This is a genomic window from Vreelandella aquamarina, assembly GCF_020075495.1.
GTDB classification, from domain to species: domain Bacteria; phylum Pseudomonadota; class Gammaproteobacteria; order Pseudomonadales; family Halomonadaceae; genus Vreelandella; species Vreelandella aquamarina_A.
This window is the reverse complement of record NZ_JABYQT010000012.1, coordinates 50,380-66,956: the sequence shown is the minus strand read 5'-3', so window position 1 is coordinate 66,956 and position 16,577 is coordinate 50,380. Positions and strand designations below refer to the sequence as shown.

The window sequence follows — 16,577 nt, the reverse complement described above, 5'->3', positions numbered from 1 at the left end:
ATCACTGCAGTTGTTAAAAAGTGTTGGCAACTGGACGTTTCGCCGTGCGCCTGGGGTATGCTTGGCCTTTCTGAACAGGAGTCCATCGATGAGCGATCTGCTGCTTGTAGAAGACGATACGCCGCTTGCAGAACTGATCGCGGCCTACCTGGGCCAGCATGGCTACAAGGTGCATACCACCGCGCGCGGGGATACGGCCTGTGCGCATGTTCGCCGTTTGAAGCCAGTGCTGGTCATTCTGGATATCATGCTGCCAGGCATGGATGGGCTCAAGGTCTGCCAGCAGTTGCGCCACGACTATCCGGGTCTGCCGATCCTGATGCTGACCGCGCGTGACGACACCTATGACCAGGTGCTGGGGCTGGAGATGGGCGCCGATGACTATATCCCCAAGCCCTGTGAGCCGCGTCTGCTGCTGGCGCGCATCCGCACCTTGCTACGCCGCAGTGTCATGCCGGATACCACGCCGGAGGATCGTATTGTCATCGGGCAACTGCACATCGACATGAGTGAACGCCTGGTCCACTGGCAGGGGCGTGAAATCGACATGTCCAGCGCCGAGTTCAACGTACTGGTGGCACTGGCCAGGCACGCCGGTGAAGTGCAAAGCCGCGATCAGTTGCTTCAGCAGGTACGCGGCATCGAATTCAACGGCGTTGACCGCACGGTCGACGTCGCTATTTCCAAGCTCAGGCGCCGCTTTGAGGATGTGGGTAATGACCCCCGCCGGATCAAGACCGTCTGGGGGCGTGGCTATCTGATGAGCCGCACCGAATGGGAAGCCTGATCGTGCTGACGCCCCCCATGCCTAGAATACTGATTCGCCTGTTTCTCATCTTGCTGATCAGCTACGCCGCTGCCTCCTATGCCGCGCCCTATCTGGTCATTCATTTATTCAAGCATCGGCTCGAAAGCTATGGCATCGAGCAGTACCAGGGAATCCTTTATCTGCTCGAAGATCGACTCGCGGGCCTGACGCCAGACGAGCGCAGCGAACAGATGCCCGAGCTTGCGGCCAAGTTTTCAGCAGAGCAGCTTCATATGCTGCCCATCGATCAGGTAGATACCGATGAACGGGAGCGCCACCGGCTCATGCAGGGCAAACCGATTGCCTACCTGGATAGCGATGGGTTGCCCGAAAAAGTGCGTCTTTACATTGGCGACGGCCAACTGCTCGAAATCTCCGCTGATGCGCTGCCGCTGGACATCGACCTGATCTACTGGCTCACGAACCTGCTGATCGGTGCCGTCTTGATGGGCGGGGTGTTTCTCTGGTGGCGCCCTCACTGGCAGGATCTTGAGCGTCTAAAGGCAACCGCCCACCGGCTGGGCCAAGGGCACCTCGATGCCCGCACCCAGATACCCGTTCATTCGAATCTGGGAGAATTGGCCTTTGTATTCGATGGCATGGCCGATGAGCTTGAAGGGCTGCTGGCAAGGCAGCGGGATTTGATCAATGCCGTATCCCATGAGCTGCGCACCCCTTTGTCCCGGCTCGAATTTGGCCTGGCGCTCATCTCGGAAACTCCCATGACCGCCAGCGCAGAAAAGCGTATCGAAGAGATGAAGTCGCATGTCAGTGAACTCAATGCGCTAGTGCTGGAGCTTCTCTCTTATACACGCCTGCAGTCGCCACGCCAGGTGCTGGAAAAGACCACGCTACCCCTAGAAGAGTATCTGGACAGTGTCCTTGGCGCCTTTGCCGAAGTGCTTGAAGAGCGCAATATCAGGCTCGATATCCGTGTGGAGGCCACCTCGCTAGTCACCCTGGAGCCTCGATTGACCGCCAGAGCGCTACAGAACCTAGTAAGTAACGCCATGCGCTACTGCCAGCAGCAGATTCTGGTGACCGCCACTTACACCCGTGGCATGCTGCATATCAGCGTGGAAGACGATGGTATCGGCATTCCTGATGAAGAAAAAACCAATATCTTTACGCCCTTCTATCGGCTCGACAGAAGTCGCGACCGGGCAACGGGCGGCTTCGGGCTGGGGCTCGCCATCAGTCGCGAAGCCATTACGGCCCAGGATGGCAGCCTGACCCTTGAAGACGCAACACTGGGGGGTGCAGGCTTTCATATCAGGCTACCCCAACCAGGGTGAATGATCAGCATTTTAGTCGCTGCATGGTTAAGCGCTACGCCAGGTAGGCTCGGGAAGCGGCCACCGGTGTATCCTCTTCCTTGGACGACGCGGGCGCTCCCGCCCAGAGCGCATCGACGCACTCTTCAAGCCACCTGGCCGCGCGCTGGGCTGCATCTGCACTGTAAAGCTCGCTCAGCGTGCTGACATCCAGCTTTCGCGCGTCTTCCAGCACGGCCTGCCAGCCGGCAAAGTCGCCGGGCCAGGCGGCCATGTTGACCGCCGCGCCCAGCTCTTCAAGCCTTTCGGCCTTGCGGGTCTGCTCGCCGAAGTAGCGCCACTCCGGGGCCACGATATAAGGGCGCTTGAGCATGGCGATCTCGTGGACGGTGTTGTCACCGGCAGACGCCAGCACGATATCGCTGGCGGCGAGATAATCCACCACGTTATCCACCCAGCCGGCGTTGATCAGGTTGGCAAAGTCGGTCTCGTGGCCTTCCAGATGCAGCGGGCCGATGGTCACGAACAGCGTATCGGGGGCGGCACGGGCGGCCACGGTCAGCGGCGCGTAGGGGGTACCCGCGCCACCGCCGCCGGTCAGCACCAGCACGATCTCGCGATCCGGGTCGAGCCCCAGGCGACGGCGTGCCTCGGCCTGCTCGGGCATGTCGGCAGCGGTGGTGCACAGCCCGCCGGTGTAGAACGTCTTCTGGCGTAGATGCGCGGGGTAGTCTTCCTGCTCAAGGCGCTCGTCGAAAGGCGCCAGCATACCCACGCACGCTTCATAGGCGCCCAGGTGCCCGGGGTCGTTGCGGTCGCCATGCATGCGAATCTTGACCGCCGGGACGCTGGCAATACGCGAGAGCAGGGCAAGCTCGGCGGAAACGTCGATCACGAACAGCCCGGCGTCGCGGTCATCCAGGTGGTCCAGAATGCGGCGCATGGTCTGGCGCATCTCGACTACGCCCATGGGCACGCAGTGCATGACCGACGGCGTGGGCTGATCGAACAGCGCCTGGGTAGGCACGTCCGCGCCGATCATGTCCGGCAGCGCAATCAACTCGATGTCGCGCTCGAAGCCGTCGAACAGCGAGGTGTCTGCGGTCATCACGCTGACCGGACGGTCTGGCGAGAACTGGCGGATGATCGCCATGGTACGCCGCGCATGGCCGCGCCCCTGATGGTGGACAAAAAAGCTGATGGGTTTCTTCATGGCGTACACTCCCTGTCTCGAGCGGTGCCGGGCCTGCCCGGCTACCGTGGCCGCTTCCGTGGCCTGAATGATTCGAGTCGCTGCATGACGCTAAGCATAGCTGCCACCCGATAAAATGCCCGCTGCCATGAAAAAGCGCTGTTCAGGAAGGGGTAAAGATCAGCCCGATGATGCTGACGAAAATCAGCACGCCCCCAAGCACTCGGAAGAACACACCGGTATCGGCCTTGACGATATAGCGGTGCGCCCGCTCGCCCAGCAGGTGTCCGGCAAACGCGCAGGGCAACAGCCACAGCTGATGGATGAGCTGAAGATCCACCCCGGCAAACAAAAACGAGATCATCTTGATCACCACCAGAATGAACCACAGCACGAACATGGTATCGCGCAGCTGCTCCTTGGCGACGTGCGAGGCAAACACGGCCACGATCAGCGGCGCGCCAATCAGGGAAGTTCCGCTGACGTAGCCGCCCAGGCCGAGCAGCGCATAATCCACATATCTGTTGTTGCTTTTAAACGGTTTATTGAGCAGGTAGCCGACGGCGTAGACCAGCACGATAGCGAAAATGATGCTGGTCATGATGTTGGCGGGCAGCGTCAACAAGCCCACCACACCAATCAGCTTGGGGATGATCATGATTTTCAGGGCTTTGCCCAAATAGCCCCAATCGATATTGCTCTCGGCAGAAGCGCCGTTCTCCCGCTTGATCTGCCGATTGCCCTGCCAGGCAATCAAGCTGGAGAAGATCAGTAGATGCACGGCGATGATGGGCAGAAAAAGCAGTGGATCGTTGACGACCAGCAACAAGAAGGGCAGCGCCAGCACCGCGCCGCCAAACCCCAGGCTGGTTCTGACAAAACCGCTCCAGGCAAAGATCAACCCAATCAACGCATACTGATACCACAACAGATCCGCCATTCACCCACGCCCCGGTCATCAAGCTGATTATCAAGAAAGGTATCGCCCGCCCATGGCCCACCAGCTGGGTAACAGCGCCTGCACGCCGGGCTGGGCAAAGCGATCATCCATTAATACCACAACCCCTTCATCAGTGGGGCTACGGATCACTCGCCCGGCGGCCTGTATCACCTTGATCATGCCGGGAATTCGGTAAGTGTAGTCATCACCCTGGCCAAACCTTGCCGAAAGGCGCGCCTTGAGCGCTTCGTTGAAGGTATTGAACGGCGGCAGGCCGAGGGTGGCGATAAAGGCGCCGATCAACCGGTCGCCAGGCAGGTCGACGCCTTCGGCAAAGGCACCGCCAAGCACCGCAAACCCGATGCCCCGCCCACCTGGGGTGAAGCGCTGCAGGAACGCTTCCCGCTCGGCTTCGCGCATGCCCGGCGTCTGGGCAAGCGCCGGGATATCAGGGTGCTGTGCGCAAAACCGCTCGAGGGCGGCGTCGAGGTAGGTGAAGCTGCTGAAAAAGGCCAGATAGTGGCCCGGCGCCTGCTGGTACTGATGGGACATCTCGGCGACTATGGGCGCAAGCGAGGCTTGCCGATCGCGAAAGCGGGTCGAGATGTCCCGACGGATACGCACCTCGAGCTGACGGGCCGCGAAGGGCGAAGTTACCTCGCGCCATACCGTATTGGCCGGCAGCCCCAGCAGATCGCGGTAATAGTGCGCGGGCGTGAGTGTGGCGGAAAACAGCACGACGCTCTGGGCGGCCTTGAAGCGCGGGGCCAGAAAATCCGTCGGGATCAAGTTACGCAGGCCGATCAGCGCCTTTCCTCGTCCCTTCAAGGTCACATCACACAGCGAGTGATCACCAACATTATCCGCCAATCGGCAGAACGCCAGCGCCTCGAACAGCAGCTCCTGAAGTTCGAAGGAGATATCTTCCGGATGTTCACCCAGATGATTGGTGATCGACGCCGCGGCGTTCTGCAGGGCGCCCGCCAGTTTATCGGGCAACGATTCCAGCAGGTGATAGCCTGCCCCCTCTGACGCCTCCGTCGCATTTTCAACAACCTCTTTCACGACCGCCTGCCACTGGCGGCCAAGGCTTGCCAGTGGACGACTCAGCGCTTTCGGGGCGCTGCGCTTTACGCGGTTGAAGCGCTGCTGGTCAAGCTCGGCGCTGTACATGCCGCGCGCCCGCTCGACCAGGTTATGCGCTTCATCCACCAATAGCCCCACGCGCCACTCGTTGGCCTGGGCCAGACCGTGAAGCAGCGCGTGGCGATCGAACCAGTGGTTCACATCCCCCACCACCACATCCGCCCAGCGCGCCAGCTCCTGGCCCAGGTAGTAGGGACAAACGTTGTGGGCAAGCGCGATGTCACGCAGCGCCTCGCGATCCCACCAGCTGCGTGCCACGGCGGCCTGGCGCGCAGCGGGCAGGCGGTCGTAGAAGCCCGCCGCCAGCGGGCAGGCATCGCCATGGCAGGCGGTCCCCGGGTATTCACAGGCCTTGTCGCGAGCGACCAGTTCGAGCACTCGGGGCGCCTTCTGCTCTGCCCTTGCGGCATCCGGTTTATCCGGACGCAGCTGCGCCAGGGCATCCAGCGCCAGGCGCCGCCCCGGGGTCTTCATGGTCAGAAAGGCAATACGGTCAAGGCGCTTTCGAGGCATGGCGGTGAGCATGGGGAACAGCGTGCCCAGCGTCTTGCCGATGCCGGTGGGCGCCTGGGCCAGCAGGCAGCGCCCGGTGCTGGCGGCGCGGTAGACGTCCTCGGCAAGCTCGCGCTGGCCGGGGCGAAACGCCGGGTGGGGAAAGGCAAGCGCGCCAAGCGATGCATCCCGCGCCGCTCGGTGCGCGGCCTCCTGCTCGGCCCAGGCAATGAAGCGCTCGCACTGGGTGGTGAAGAACGCCTCGAGTTCGGCGGCGCTCGCCTTCTGGCTGAGCAGGGTTTCCTTTTCGCTGGTGATGTCCAGATACACCAGCGTCAACGTAACCTCGCCAAGCCCGCGCTCCCGGCACAGCAGCGCGCCGTAGATCTTGACCTGCGCCCAGTGCAGGGCGCGCTGGTTGTCGGCCATGCGCTCGAGCTGGCCGCGGTAGGTCTTGACCTCTTCGAGGCGATGTTCCGCAGGGTCATAGCCATCGGCACGCCCGGATACGGTGAGGCTTTTATACGTGCCGGACAGCGGCATCTCGGCCACGTACTCCGCTCCCCGGCGGCTGGCGACCAGGGCGTGGCCGGCGATACCTTCCTGGGCGCTGGGCGACGGCGTAAAACGGTGGTCCAGGTCGCCTTCCCGGGCGGTGAAGTCACACAGCGCGCGTACCGCTACCCGGTAGCTTGCCTGCTCGCTCATGGCGTCTCAGACGCTTCTTGCCAGCGTACGTAGCACACCGCCACCGGGATAGCGTGCTGGTGGAAAAAGCTCAGCCAGCGGCGCTGGTTGTCCTGAAGCCGGTCGCCGGGGCCTTTGACCTCGATCAGTCGATAGCGCGGCTCGCCCGGCGAGGCGTCGGGGAAGAACTGGATCAGATCCGGCAGGCCCGCGCGGTTGGCTTTCAAATCCTTCAACAACCGTTCAAAGCAGGCGCGCAGATGCGCCGCGGGAATGCATTCGAGCGCCAGCGCCAGCAGCGTTTCATCCAGCAGCGGCCAGTGCACGAAGGGAGATGCCAGGCCGTGCTTGGCCTGCCAGGTAGCATGAATCACCTGCCGGTAGTGCCCGCTTTCCAGCGGCGCCAGGCACTCGTCGAACAGCGCGCGCCGGCGGGAAACGAAGTCATCTCGGTAAAGATCCGCCGGGCCGCTGTGAAACGGATGAAAGAACGCGCCGGGCAGGGGGGCAAAGATCGCCGGCCAGCAGAGCAGCCCGAAAAGCCCGGTCATCAGGGTATTTTCGCTGTAGTACACCGGGGCGTCGGGCGTGCCAACGTGCAGCGCCACGCCGCGCTCGACGGGTTGGGGGCCGGGAAGCCTCACATCCCAGCGCGTGTGGGCGGGTTCGCGCTGGGCGGGTTCTGGTGCCATGTTCAGCTTTTTGCGCAGGCGGGGGATCAACCGGGAAAGCGCCTGAGCCTCGGTTTCATTGGGCGTCAGGTTTTGTGCCTCCATTGCCAGCTCGAACGCGGCTGCGTATTGGCCCAAACGCTCCATGACCCGCAGCTGGCGCACACGGGCTTCGCTACTGCCTGCCTGTGCATAAAGTAAAACGGCCTGCTCTGGCTGCCCGCTACGCTCCGCTTCACGTCCAAGTTGCAACAGTAGCCGAGCGCGCCGCGTCGCCAGCCAGGCGTTATCGGGTTTGGGCGGAAGCTCAAGACTCAACCGTTCAACGGACTCACCCTTCTCCAGCCGCTGGCGCAGGTGATGCAGCGCCAGGTAGGCATCCACCTCCTCACGCGTGTGAAAAGCCCGTGAGGCATCGGTGAAGGCAACGTTTTCAAATTGCTGCAGGCCCAGCTCGGTGAGCACGAACTCCGCCCAGTCCTGGCGCAGATTGCCAAAGAACATCAGCCTAAGCCGGTCGCAGATGTCCATCACCTCAAGGCGCACGACCCTGTCCGGCGCCTCTGGCCACCACTGGGTCAGCGGCTGAGTGTCGGTGAGCTGGGGGCCCAACGTGGCTTTTAGTACCGCCTTGCCGGTCGAGGCTGAAAGCCCCGCCGCGCGCATGGGCGTTCTTAGTGCGGCGCGCAGCTCTTCGAGACGCAGCTGGCTGAAAAGCTCTTCTGCGCTGAGTGCCGGGACGTCGTCTACCCAGCCAAGCAGCGTCAGCGGGGCAAGTGCCTCGGCGGTATCACCTATTTCGTCATAGCGCAGCTTGCCGAGCCGGAAAAGCTCGCCCTTGCGCATGACCATGCGCACAAGCAGCGCCTGGGAAGGCTGCGGCAGCGTATCAAAATGACGCAGAAAGGCGCGTTCGGGTGGATTCAACAGATCGGCATGGCGCGCGCCTACCCAGGCCAGCACGAAACGAAAGTTCGTCAGGTAGTAGAAGGGATCATCCAGGGAGGCGGTAACAACAGGAGCACTGTTCATCCATCCATTGTATCAGGGCGCTACCCGGCGCTACCAGCGTTGCGACGGGTCTGATGCCAGGACCTAGCCCACGCGGTGCTGCATCAATATCTCAAGTGCTTGATCCGGCTCTTTTCGAGCGGTTTCCACCGGGCTGGCAGGAGCCGTTTTCCGCCCACCGCCCACCAGCACGTACCACTCGGCCTCGGTCAGATAGCGCTGGCACCAGCGGCTCAGGCCATCGGCCACCGCTTCCCGGCTACGCTCGCCGCCGCGAAAGCCGTGGGCCAGATACAGAAGATCCTGACGGGCGGTTCGTGCACGCGCCGTGCCGCCATGCACCCCGGAAAGCGGGCAGCGCCGGTCATAGGCCGCGTTGGTCAAGGCATTAAGCCAACGCTCCACTTCATGTGCCTGAATACCGCCATAAACTGCCACGCCTGCGCTCCCTGCCCGTCAAGTGGGGCATTAGCCTGCCCGAATAACCGGCGGCTGTCATCTTTGCTGCGGGCTCTCCCGCTCAAAACCCTGTCATACATCGACTACGTTGACACCTATTTCCGCTACCGCATAGTCCCCTGCATCAAAAAGACGGTGGGCCAGCTCGCCTGCGAAAGCCGCGGCTCTGGGCATCGTGGGGCATGTCACTTGACGTCGAGCGGTGGCGGCCACCCCCTTGCCCAGCGGCGTTTCTGATCGGCACTTTGCTGTTTCAGCTGGTACTCGGCCCGGCTGGCGGCGCCCCGGTCGGCAAACGGCTGGGCGCCCAGCAGCGCGACCGGCGGGTTGGCTCTCGTGTAACGCGCCCCCTTACCCGCGCAGTGGGCACGGTAGCGCCTGGCGATGTCGTTGGTGATGCCCACGTAGGTGCCGCGTCGGCACTCCAGCAGATAGACATACCAAGGGCTTGATGAAGATGACGACATCCCTGCTCCTTGACGGGATCGGTTCATGGAGATAAATCGGCAACGAACGCCTCCAGGGCCTCGAGCGGCATCGGTCGGGCCAGCAAGTATCCCTGGAAGATGTCGCAATGATACTCCTTCAGGCGCTGATACTGCTCTTCGGTTTCCACGCCTTCAGCCACGACCGCCAGCCCCAGGTGGTGGGCCATGGAGATGATACCCTGCACGATGGCCGAGTCATCCTCGCTATGGGTCAGCTCATTGATGAAACTGCGGTCGATCTTTACCGTACTGATCGGCAGGTGCTTGAGATAGCTCAGACTCGAGTAGCCCGTGCCAAAATCATCGATGGAGACGCCAACGTTCATGCTACGCAGCGCGTGAAGCGTATCGATGGCGTCTTCGGCGTTGTCCATCAGGATGCCCTCGGTCAACTCCAGACTCAACTGGGAGGCAGGCAGACCGGTGGTCAGCAGGGTCTGGCGCAGCGTGGCGAGAAAGCTCGACCGCTGGAACTGCAGGGGCGACAGGTTTACCGCCACTCGAATGGCCCCCAGCCCCTTGTGGGCCAGCAGCTGCATGTCCAGGCAGGCGCGCTTGAGCACCCACTCGCTGATCGGGATGATCTGGCCGGTCGCTTCGGCCAGGGGAATAAAGCGCGCCGGTGAAATGAAGCCTTTCTCCGGATGCTCCCAGCGCAGCAGCGCCTCCACGCCGGAAAGCATTCCTTCCCGGTTGATCAGCGGCTGGTAGTGCAGCGCAAACTCTTCACGCTCGATGGCCTCCTGCAGGTCGTTGCGCAGCACCATGCGCTCGCTCACCGTATCGGTAAAGGCGTGGGTAAACCACTCGTAGGCGTTACGCCCCTGCTGCTTGGCCTTGTACATGGCCATGTCGGCCTGCTGAATCAGCGTCTGCGGCTGCAGGGTATCCTCCTGACTGATCGCGATGCCGATACTCGCCGTCAGGTAGAGCTCGTGGGTGTCGATACGGTAAGGACGTGCCAGCGTGGGCAGAAGCCGCTCCACCAGGTCGATCACTTCTGCGTCGTGATCGATCCCGACCTGCAGAATCACGAACTCATCGCCACCCATGCGCGCCACGATGTCCTCGCTCCCCACCACGTTGACCAGCCGGCGGGCCACTTCCACCAGCACCTGATCGCCCACCGCATGGCCGAGGTTGTCATTGATCGGCTTGAAGTCGTCCAGGTCCACGAACAGCACGGCCATGCGCTGGTTGCGCTGGCCAAGCGTTACGAACTGCTTGAGCAGGGCATCCTCGAAGAACATGCGATTGGGCAGTCGGGTGAGGTCATCGTGAGAAGCATGGTAGGCCAGCTGTGCCTCGTAGGCCTTGTGCTCGGTAATATCGTGCTGTACGCCCACGTAGTGCGTCACCCGGCCTTCATGATCGCGCACGGGAGCGATATAAAGATCATTCCAGAACGGCGTGCCATCCTTGCGGTAGTTGCAGATCGTCACGTTCACTTCATGCTGTGCCTGAATCGCATTGCGGATTCGCTGGACCACCTCGGGCGAGCTTTCGGGGCCCTGCAGAAAACGGCAGTTCTTGCCGATGATCTCCTGCTGGCTATAGCCGGTCATCAGGGTACACGCCTTGTTGGCGTAGATGATCGGCAAATCGGGCCGCTCGGCATCGGCAATCAGGATGCCGTTGACGCTGGCTTCCACGCTGCGCTCAAGGGTGCGCAGGCGAGACTCCTGCTCGCGGGCAGCGGTGACCTCCTGGGCAATGGCATGCACGCCCTTGACCGTGTCATTGACCATCATCGGCAGGTGAATGATGTCCAGCAGGTGCAGGCGTCCGGTACGGTCCTTGAGGGACAGCTCGTAGCGGTCGATGCCGCCGCGCATGGCCGTCTCGATATACGCCTGGACGCGCATCACATCCTGCTCGGCAATGAAGAAGGTGAACGGCTTGCCGAGGATCTCGTCGACCGAGTAGCCGGTCAGCGCAGCGCACGTGGCGTTGGCCGTCACGAAGCAGCTCTTTTCATCCAGGGTAAACACCGCATCAGGATGATGGGTAAACAGCGAGCGGTAGCGCTGCTCACTCTCTTCCAGCGAACGCCGCACCTGAAAGCGCTCGACGGCCAGCGCCATCAACCCGGTGGCTTTTTCGATCTGTTCGGTATCGGCACCGCTTGGCGTACTGGGGCGCGAATAATAGACCGCCACCGTGCCAAGCAGCTGCCCCTCGCCCCCGAACACCGGACTCGACCAGCAGGAAGCAAGCCCCGCCTGGCGGGCCACGCCATGGTAGCCGCGCCAGCGCTCGTCTTCGGCAATGTTGGCGCAGATCACCGAGGCCCGCTGAAACGCCGCGCTGCCGCAGGCGCCATTGTTGGCGCTGATCAGGATACGCGCAATGGCGCTGCGGTACGCGACGGGCAGGCGGCTGCCCGCCGCAAACTCCAGATGCGTGCCGGCGTCGTTCACCAGCATGACCGAACAGAGGGCATGGGGAAGCTCTCGCTCGAGCATGAGGCACAGGCTTTCGAGTATCTCGTCGAGCGGCTGCTCCTGAGCGATCATGCGCTGGACCATCTGCTGGTCTTCAAGCGAGCGGCGCGTCAGGGCAAGCTCGCGGGCGCGCTGTACGCTCATGCTCACCACGCCCAGGCTGAACGCCAGCAACCCGCTCAGCAGCAGGCTGCCAAACGCGATGGCAAACGGCAGCAGGTTCAACTGATACCAGTTATGGTGGCTGCCCGGGTAGGCGTATAGCTCTATGTTGATGCCGCCGGGCAGGCCAATGTGCCGTGTTGCCAGCGCAAGCGCCGGGGTTTCCATCACATCGGCAGCAAACCCGGCCGGGTGCAGCCGGACAAGCGTCGTGTCGTCGCGATTGACACTGACCTGGAAAGGCCCTACCTCGAGGCGAAGCTCGTTTTCGAGCATGATGGCAAGATCGACACTGGCCAGCAGATAATGTCCGCTGGCCGATACGGGCATGAGGAAGAGCGCTTCACGGGGCTGGTCATCATCGGCTATCAATAGCCGTGGCCGGGCCAGGGGTATCTGCATCCAGTTGCGCGTGAACTCATCGTCCAGGCGCTGGCGCAGCCACGCCTCCCTGTCCGGCGAACGGCTTACGCTCCAGCTCCAGGTCAGCCGTTGCTGGTCGACCAGCGCGATGGCGCCGATACTGGGTGTATCGCGCAGATAGTTTCGCGCGTCGCTTTCAAGCAGCACGACATCCCAGCGCGGTCCCATGGCGTCGAGGCGCTCGGCCATACGCTGCATGAGGCGCAGGCGGGTCTGCGTCGCCTGCTCGATTTTCAGCTGTACGTTGTCCAGCAGATATGCCGCCTGCTGCTGGGTCGCCATCTGCTGATAGCTGTTGAGCAGCAACCATATGAAACAGCTGACGATGACCCCCCAAAGCGAGGCCGCCACCGTGACCCGCCCAGGGCTCAGGCGCTCTGGCGTACGGCGCCTGCCGATGATGAGCATGGCGGTACCTGAAAGCCAGGCAACGACCAGCGCCACCATCGGTGAAGAGGAGAAGAGCACGTCACCATCGCCAGGGCCATTCCACAGCTGGCTGATGATCAGCAGCGCAAGCCCCCACAAGCAGACGCCGGCCAGTATCCACAGCCAGCGCCGCCAGGGCGCGGAAAGACCAGCCAGCAGGCAGGCCCCGATCAAGGCAAGAAACGCCCCGGACAGGCTGGTGATACGCCGCCCGCCGGTCAACAGTGAGCCTTCCGCGCCACCCGCCAGGGTGTTGTGCACGATGGTGTAGCTCACGACCAGCAACAAGGCACAGGCGCACGTCAGGCGTGCCTTGTTCCACCCCTGCAAGGCGGCCAGAAGCCCGACACCGACCAGCAGCACGACCAGTGCACCATCCGGCACCAGAGTGGCAAACAAGGGATTGGCAGGTGCGCTGAATCCAACGACCAACCCTATCGCCCCCATGCATACCAGCGTTGCCAGGATCATCAGCAAGAGGGTTTCCAGCGCTAGGTTACGCGTATTAATCGGCATGGTCGGCGTCTCTTGAAACCTGGGCGGCGTAGAGTGGATCAGCGTCTGAAGTGTACGTGTTCAGCCAGCGGCGCCAGTTTGTAAAACTGCTCGTTCAGATAGTCGCCATACGCGGCCAGCGGTCGGTAGTCGATCAATGAGCCGTAGTCGTGGGCCAGACGGTAGCGTAGGGACGTATCATTCAATGCCTGCGCCAGTGCGTTGGCCAACGTGGCCAGCCTCTCCGGCGGCGTGTCCAGCGGAGCAAGAAGTCCTCGATCCGCCGTATTCACCAGATCGATCCCCTGCTCGCTCAGGGTCTCTATTCGGGGCAGTCCCGGCAGACGCTCGCTTGCGGCCACACCGAGCGGCGTCAAGGCATGAGAGGCGTACAGCTGCCCCGTCGAGGGCATGTCCAGCAGGGCAAAATCGATCTCATGAGCGAGCAACGCCTCCACCTGGGAGCTCATGCTGGGAAAGTGCACCACCAATACATCGGCAGGTGAAATACCGCTTTGCTCAAAAAACTGCAGCCAGAAGAGGTGATCGTTGGAGTGACGGGTAACGCCAAAGGCGAGGGGAGTCGAGCGCTGGTTGACCAGCGCTGCAATATCACTGGCCCTTTGGGCACGGTGCCCGGCATAGGTCGTGGGTATGCTGACCGTACGGATCAACATCGCAACGGGTGCAAAATGTGTGTGATTAAACGACGCCTGTCCGGCCAGATAGGCAAGGTCGAGCGACTGATGGCAGACCAGCAGCGTATAGCCATCCGGAGCGGCCTCCAGAACGCGTCGCGCCCCAAGGATGGCCCCACTGCCCGGCATGTATTCCACTGACACGGACTGGCCCAGATAAGGTTGCGCTGCCTTGAAGATATCGCGCAACAGCACATCGCTTGGCCCCCCTGCCATGTAGGGAATCACGACGCTAATCTCTTCTTGTGGAAAGCTATCGCTGGCAATGGCCCAGTTGGCAATCAACAGTAATCCGCTTGCTATCGCTATCTTCAAGTAACGTAACGCACCTCTGCCACTACACGCCATGCCCCCTGTCCCTCGTTTTATTTAGTAACGTATAGCTACTCTTTGCAACATAGCTTCAATTTTCGGCCGCTACCACAAAAGCATGGGTCGTTGCGGCGCGGTTTGAGGCGCACGACAACAGGCGTTCCGTTCACGTACCACCAGCGGCCGCCCTCCTTCACGAAACGCGAGTTCTCCTCCAGCATGTGCCAACGCTCACGCTCCTTGAAATAGGCACGAAAGTGAACACTGCCGCCCTCGGTTTGAGAAGACGCCTTTGGGCTATCAAGCTCGCTTTTGACAATTGATAAGCCTTTCCACTGGGTCTGGGGATCGGGCGCCAGCGTTCGGGGCCGCGTGCTGCTGTGCCAGGTCGTCAGCAGGTAGTCGTGCAGCTCAAGCACAAAGGCCGTGTAGCGCGAGCGCATCAAGGCCTCAGGCGTTGGTGCAGGCTCGCCCTGATGGTAGCGCCCACAGCACTGAGGCGTGGACAGGCCCGTGCCGCACGGGCAGCTGGATGTGTCTTGCAACGTCATGATCCTGGCTCGGTAAATTTGGTCAGGATAAGACTAACCGATCACTTGGAGAGCGTCTTGCTGCACGTCTGCTTTTAGTTCGATATTCATGCGTTGTTAGGCGTATAGTGGTTGGCGCAGTATTTAAAAGGCCGTTTGGCACGTTGGTGCCTGGAAGACAGCGCTCGGCACATCGACGCCTGGCGCACTCAAGAATATATCAGCACGTCAGATAACGGAGCACGAAACACGACCCCATCATTCTTTCCAAAGGCAGCGGAGGTTCTCATGAAGGTTTACAGACCGGAATGGCAGTGCACGTTCAGCGTAAGCGAAGGCGCAGAAGAATCAGCTAACTGGAAAGAGCGAGTCGCCTGGCGGCTTCGCGCCATGGCCGACCGCCTGGACGGCGTCGGTCGCACGCTCAAGATCGATTGCAATGTGACCCCTCAGGTAAGCCGCGAGGAGGTCGATACCTGCCTGGGCAAAGGCTTTGAAGTAACCCAGCAGCTATTGACGCAACTGGCCCATCAACAGGCCTGCGAAGACGTCATGCGTAATGCCAAGGGCGAGCTTTTCGAGGAGCGCTCTTCACTCTAGGCTCTTGCGCATACAAGAAGATCTGCAGACACCCGCTCAGGCGGGTGTCTTCGTTTGCGGCACTCCCATGCAGGGCTGCCCGGCACCGCATCAGAGGCGCCTTGACTCGACTACTCCTCGAACGGCACTTCCAGCGCCCGCCCCATCCGGGTCATGAAGTCCACGCAGGCGGCAAGTTCGCTTTTCTCAATGTACTCGTCCGGCTGGTGGGCCTGGGCGATGCTGCCCGGGCCCAGGATGATCGTCTGCAGCCCCTGGCCCTGAAACTGCCCTGCTTCGGTGGCGTAGGCTACCGCGTGGTTGCAGCAGGCGGCGGGCAGGTGGTCCTTGGCCAGGCGCAGCACGTTTTCGTTCCCCTGATCGGCAAGCCCCGGCACCGTCACGTTCAGCGCTTCGGTCGTGATCTTGACCGTCTTGCCGCGCGCCTCGAGCTCGGCTTTCAGCGTTTCAGCATAGGCCTCGAAGCGGGCAAAGACCTCTTCGAACGTTTCGGTAGGAAGATGGCGGATCTCCCACTCGAAGGTGCACTCCCGGGCCATGATATTGATCGCCGTGCCGCCCTGGATTTTGCCCACGTGCAGGCTGGTGTGGGGCACGTTGAAGGCGTCATCCACCTTGCCCTCTTCCACCAGCGTGGCCATGGTGTCCTCGATGAAGGTAACGAGCCGCGCGGCCACATGGATCGCCGAGGTGCCCTGGTTGACCTGGCTGCTGTGCGCCTCGACGCCCGTGACCGTGGTGCGCAGGTTGGTCGCGCCCTTTTGCGCCACTACCGGCTGCATGTTGGTGGGCTCGCCGACGATCACGTGGGCGGTGGTCGAGTAGTGCTCGACGAAACGTTTGATCAGCGCGGGGGCGCCCACGCAGCCGATCTCTTCATCATAGGAGAAGCCAACGTAGATGGGCTGGGCGAGCGGGGCGTTTACCCACTCAGGCACCATGGCCAGGGCGCAGGCGATAAAGCCTTTCATGTCGCAGGTACCACGCCCGTAGAGTCGACCGTCACCGCCATCATGTAGCGTGAAGGGGTCTGTCGACCAGGGCTGGCCTTCGACCGGCACGACGTCGGTGTGGCCGGAGAGCATCACCCCGCCCGGCGCGTCCGGGCCGATGCGCGCGATCAGATTCGCCTTGGTACCGCAGGGGCTCATCACCCGCTCCGAGACGACGCCGTGGCGCTCGAGATACCCTTCGACGAACTCGATCAGCGCCAGGTTGGAGCCACGCGAGGTGGTATCGAAGGCGACCAGTTGGCCGAGTAGCGATTGTGCATCTGTCATGTCGTGGCCCTTGCGTATCGACTTTTTCATCACCCT

General features: G+C 61.9%; 13 protein-coding genes. 3 read left to right on the top strand and 10 right to left on the bottom strand.

Annotated elements, in window-relative coordinates; all coding sequences use genetic code 11:
• Positions 1 to 88: 88 nt before the first annotated feature.
• Positions 89 to 787, top strand: a complete 699-nt coding sequence (locus tag HW452_RS15260) for a response regulator transcription factor (protein ID WP_224106956.1) — start codon at positions 89 to 91, stop codon at positions 785 to 787.
• Positions 775 to 2,103 carry an ATP-binding protein gene (locus tag HW452_RS15255; protein WP_224106955.1) on the top strand — a complete coding sequence of 443 codons (1,329 nt, stop codon included), beginning with the start codon at positions 775 to 777 and terminating at the stop codon, positions 2,101 to 2,103. The genes HW452_RS15260 and HW452_RS15255 overlap by 13 nt, the downstream gene beginning before the upstream one ends.
• A 34-nt stretch (positions 2,104 to 2,137) precedes the next feature.
• Here HW452_RS15255 and HW452_RS15250 read toward each other — a convergent pair whose 3' ends face one another.
• The 9 genes from HW452_RS15250 to HW452_RS15210 all read right to left on the bottom strand — a co-directional run bounded on the left by HW452_RS15250 (position 2,138) and on the right by HW452_RS15210 (position 14,682).
• Complete coding sequence (locus tag HW452_RS15250) at positions 2,138 to 3,295, bottom strand: glycosyltransferase (protein WP_224106954.1); 1,158 nt, start codon at positions 3,293 to 3,295, stop codon at positions 2,138 to 2,140.
• A 142-nt stretch (positions 3,296 to 3,437) separates the two neighbouring features.
• Entirely contained in the window at positions 3,438 to 4,214 is a 777-nt protein-coding gene (locus HW452_RS15245) for a sulfite exporter TauE/SafE family protein (protein WP_224106953.1), read from the bottom strand.
• Between the two features lie 30 nt (positions 4,215 to 4,244).
• Positions 4,245 to 6,560, bottom strand: a complete 2,316-nt coding sequence (locus HW452_RS15240; RefSeq protein WP_224106952.1) for an ATP-dependent DNA helicase — start codon at positions 6,558 to 6,560, stop codon at positions 4,245 to 4,247.
• Complete coding sequence (locus tag HW452_RS15235) at positions 6,557 to 8,242, bottom strand: VRR-NUC domain-containing protein (RefSeq protein WP_224106951.1); 1,686 nt, start codon at positions 8,240 to 8,242, stop codon at positions 6,557 to 6,559. The genes HW452_RS15240 and HW452_RS15235 overlap by 4 nt, the downstream gene beginning before the upstream one ends.
• Positions 8,243 to 8,305: 63 nt before the next feature.
• Positions 8,306 to 8,659 (bottom strand): hypothetical protein, encoded by a 354-nt coding sequence (locus HW452_RS15230; protein ID WP_224106950.1) that lies wholly within the window; start codon positions 8,657 to 8,659, stop codon positions 8,306 to 8,308.
• A 206-nt stretch (positions 8,660 to 8,865) separates the two neighbouring features.
• Positions 8,866 to 9,147 carry a GIY-YIG nuclease family protein gene (locus HW452_RS15225; RefSeq protein ID WP_224106949.1) on the bottom strand — a complete coding sequence of 94 codons (282 nt, stop codon included), beginning with the start codon at positions 9,145 to 9,147 and terminating at the stop codon, positions 8,866 to 8,868.
• Between the two features lie 23 nt (positions 9,148 to 9,170).
• Positions 9,171 to 13,142 carry a sensor domain-containing phosphodiesterase gene (locus HW452_RS15220; protein ID WP_224106948.1) on the bottom strand — a complete coding sequence of 1,324 codons (3,972 nt, stop codon included), beginning with the start codon at positions 13,140 to 13,142 and terminating at the stop codon, positions 9,171 to 9,173.
• Between the two features lie 38 nt (positions 13,143 to 13,180).
• Positions 13,181 to 14,134, bottom strand: a complete 954-nt coding sequence (locus tag HW452_RS15215; RefSeq protein ID WP_224106947.1) for a Bug family tripartite tricarboxylate transporter substrate binding protein — start codon at positions 14,132 to 14,134, stop codon at positions 13,181 to 13,183.
• Between the two features lie 68 nt (positions 14,135 to 14,202).
• Positions 14,203 to 14,682 carry a YchJ family protein gene (locus HW452_RS15210; protein ID WP_224106946.1) on the bottom strand — a complete coding sequence of 160 codons (480 nt, stop codon included), beginning with the start codon at positions 14,680 to 14,682 and terminating at the stop codon, positions 14,203 to 14,205.
• Between the two features lie 267 nt (positions 14,683 to 14,949).
• On the opposite strand from HW452_RS15210, the gene HW452_RS15205 reads away from it, so the two are divergent.
• Complete coding sequence (locus HW452_RS15205) at positions 14,950 to 15,261, top strand: hypothetical protein (protein WP_224106945.1); 312 nt, start codon at positions 14,950 to 14,952, stop codon at positions 15,259 to 15,261.
• 110 nt (positions 15,262 to 15,371) lie between these two features.
• On the opposite strand, the gene argE is transcribed toward HW452_RS15205, so the two are convergent.
• Entirely contained in the window at positions 15,372 to 16,541 is a 1,170-nt protein-coding gene (argE, locus tag HW452_RS15200) for an acetylornithine deacetylase (protein WP_224106972.1), read from the bottom strand.
• Positions 16,542 to 16,577: the final 36 nt, after the last annotated feature.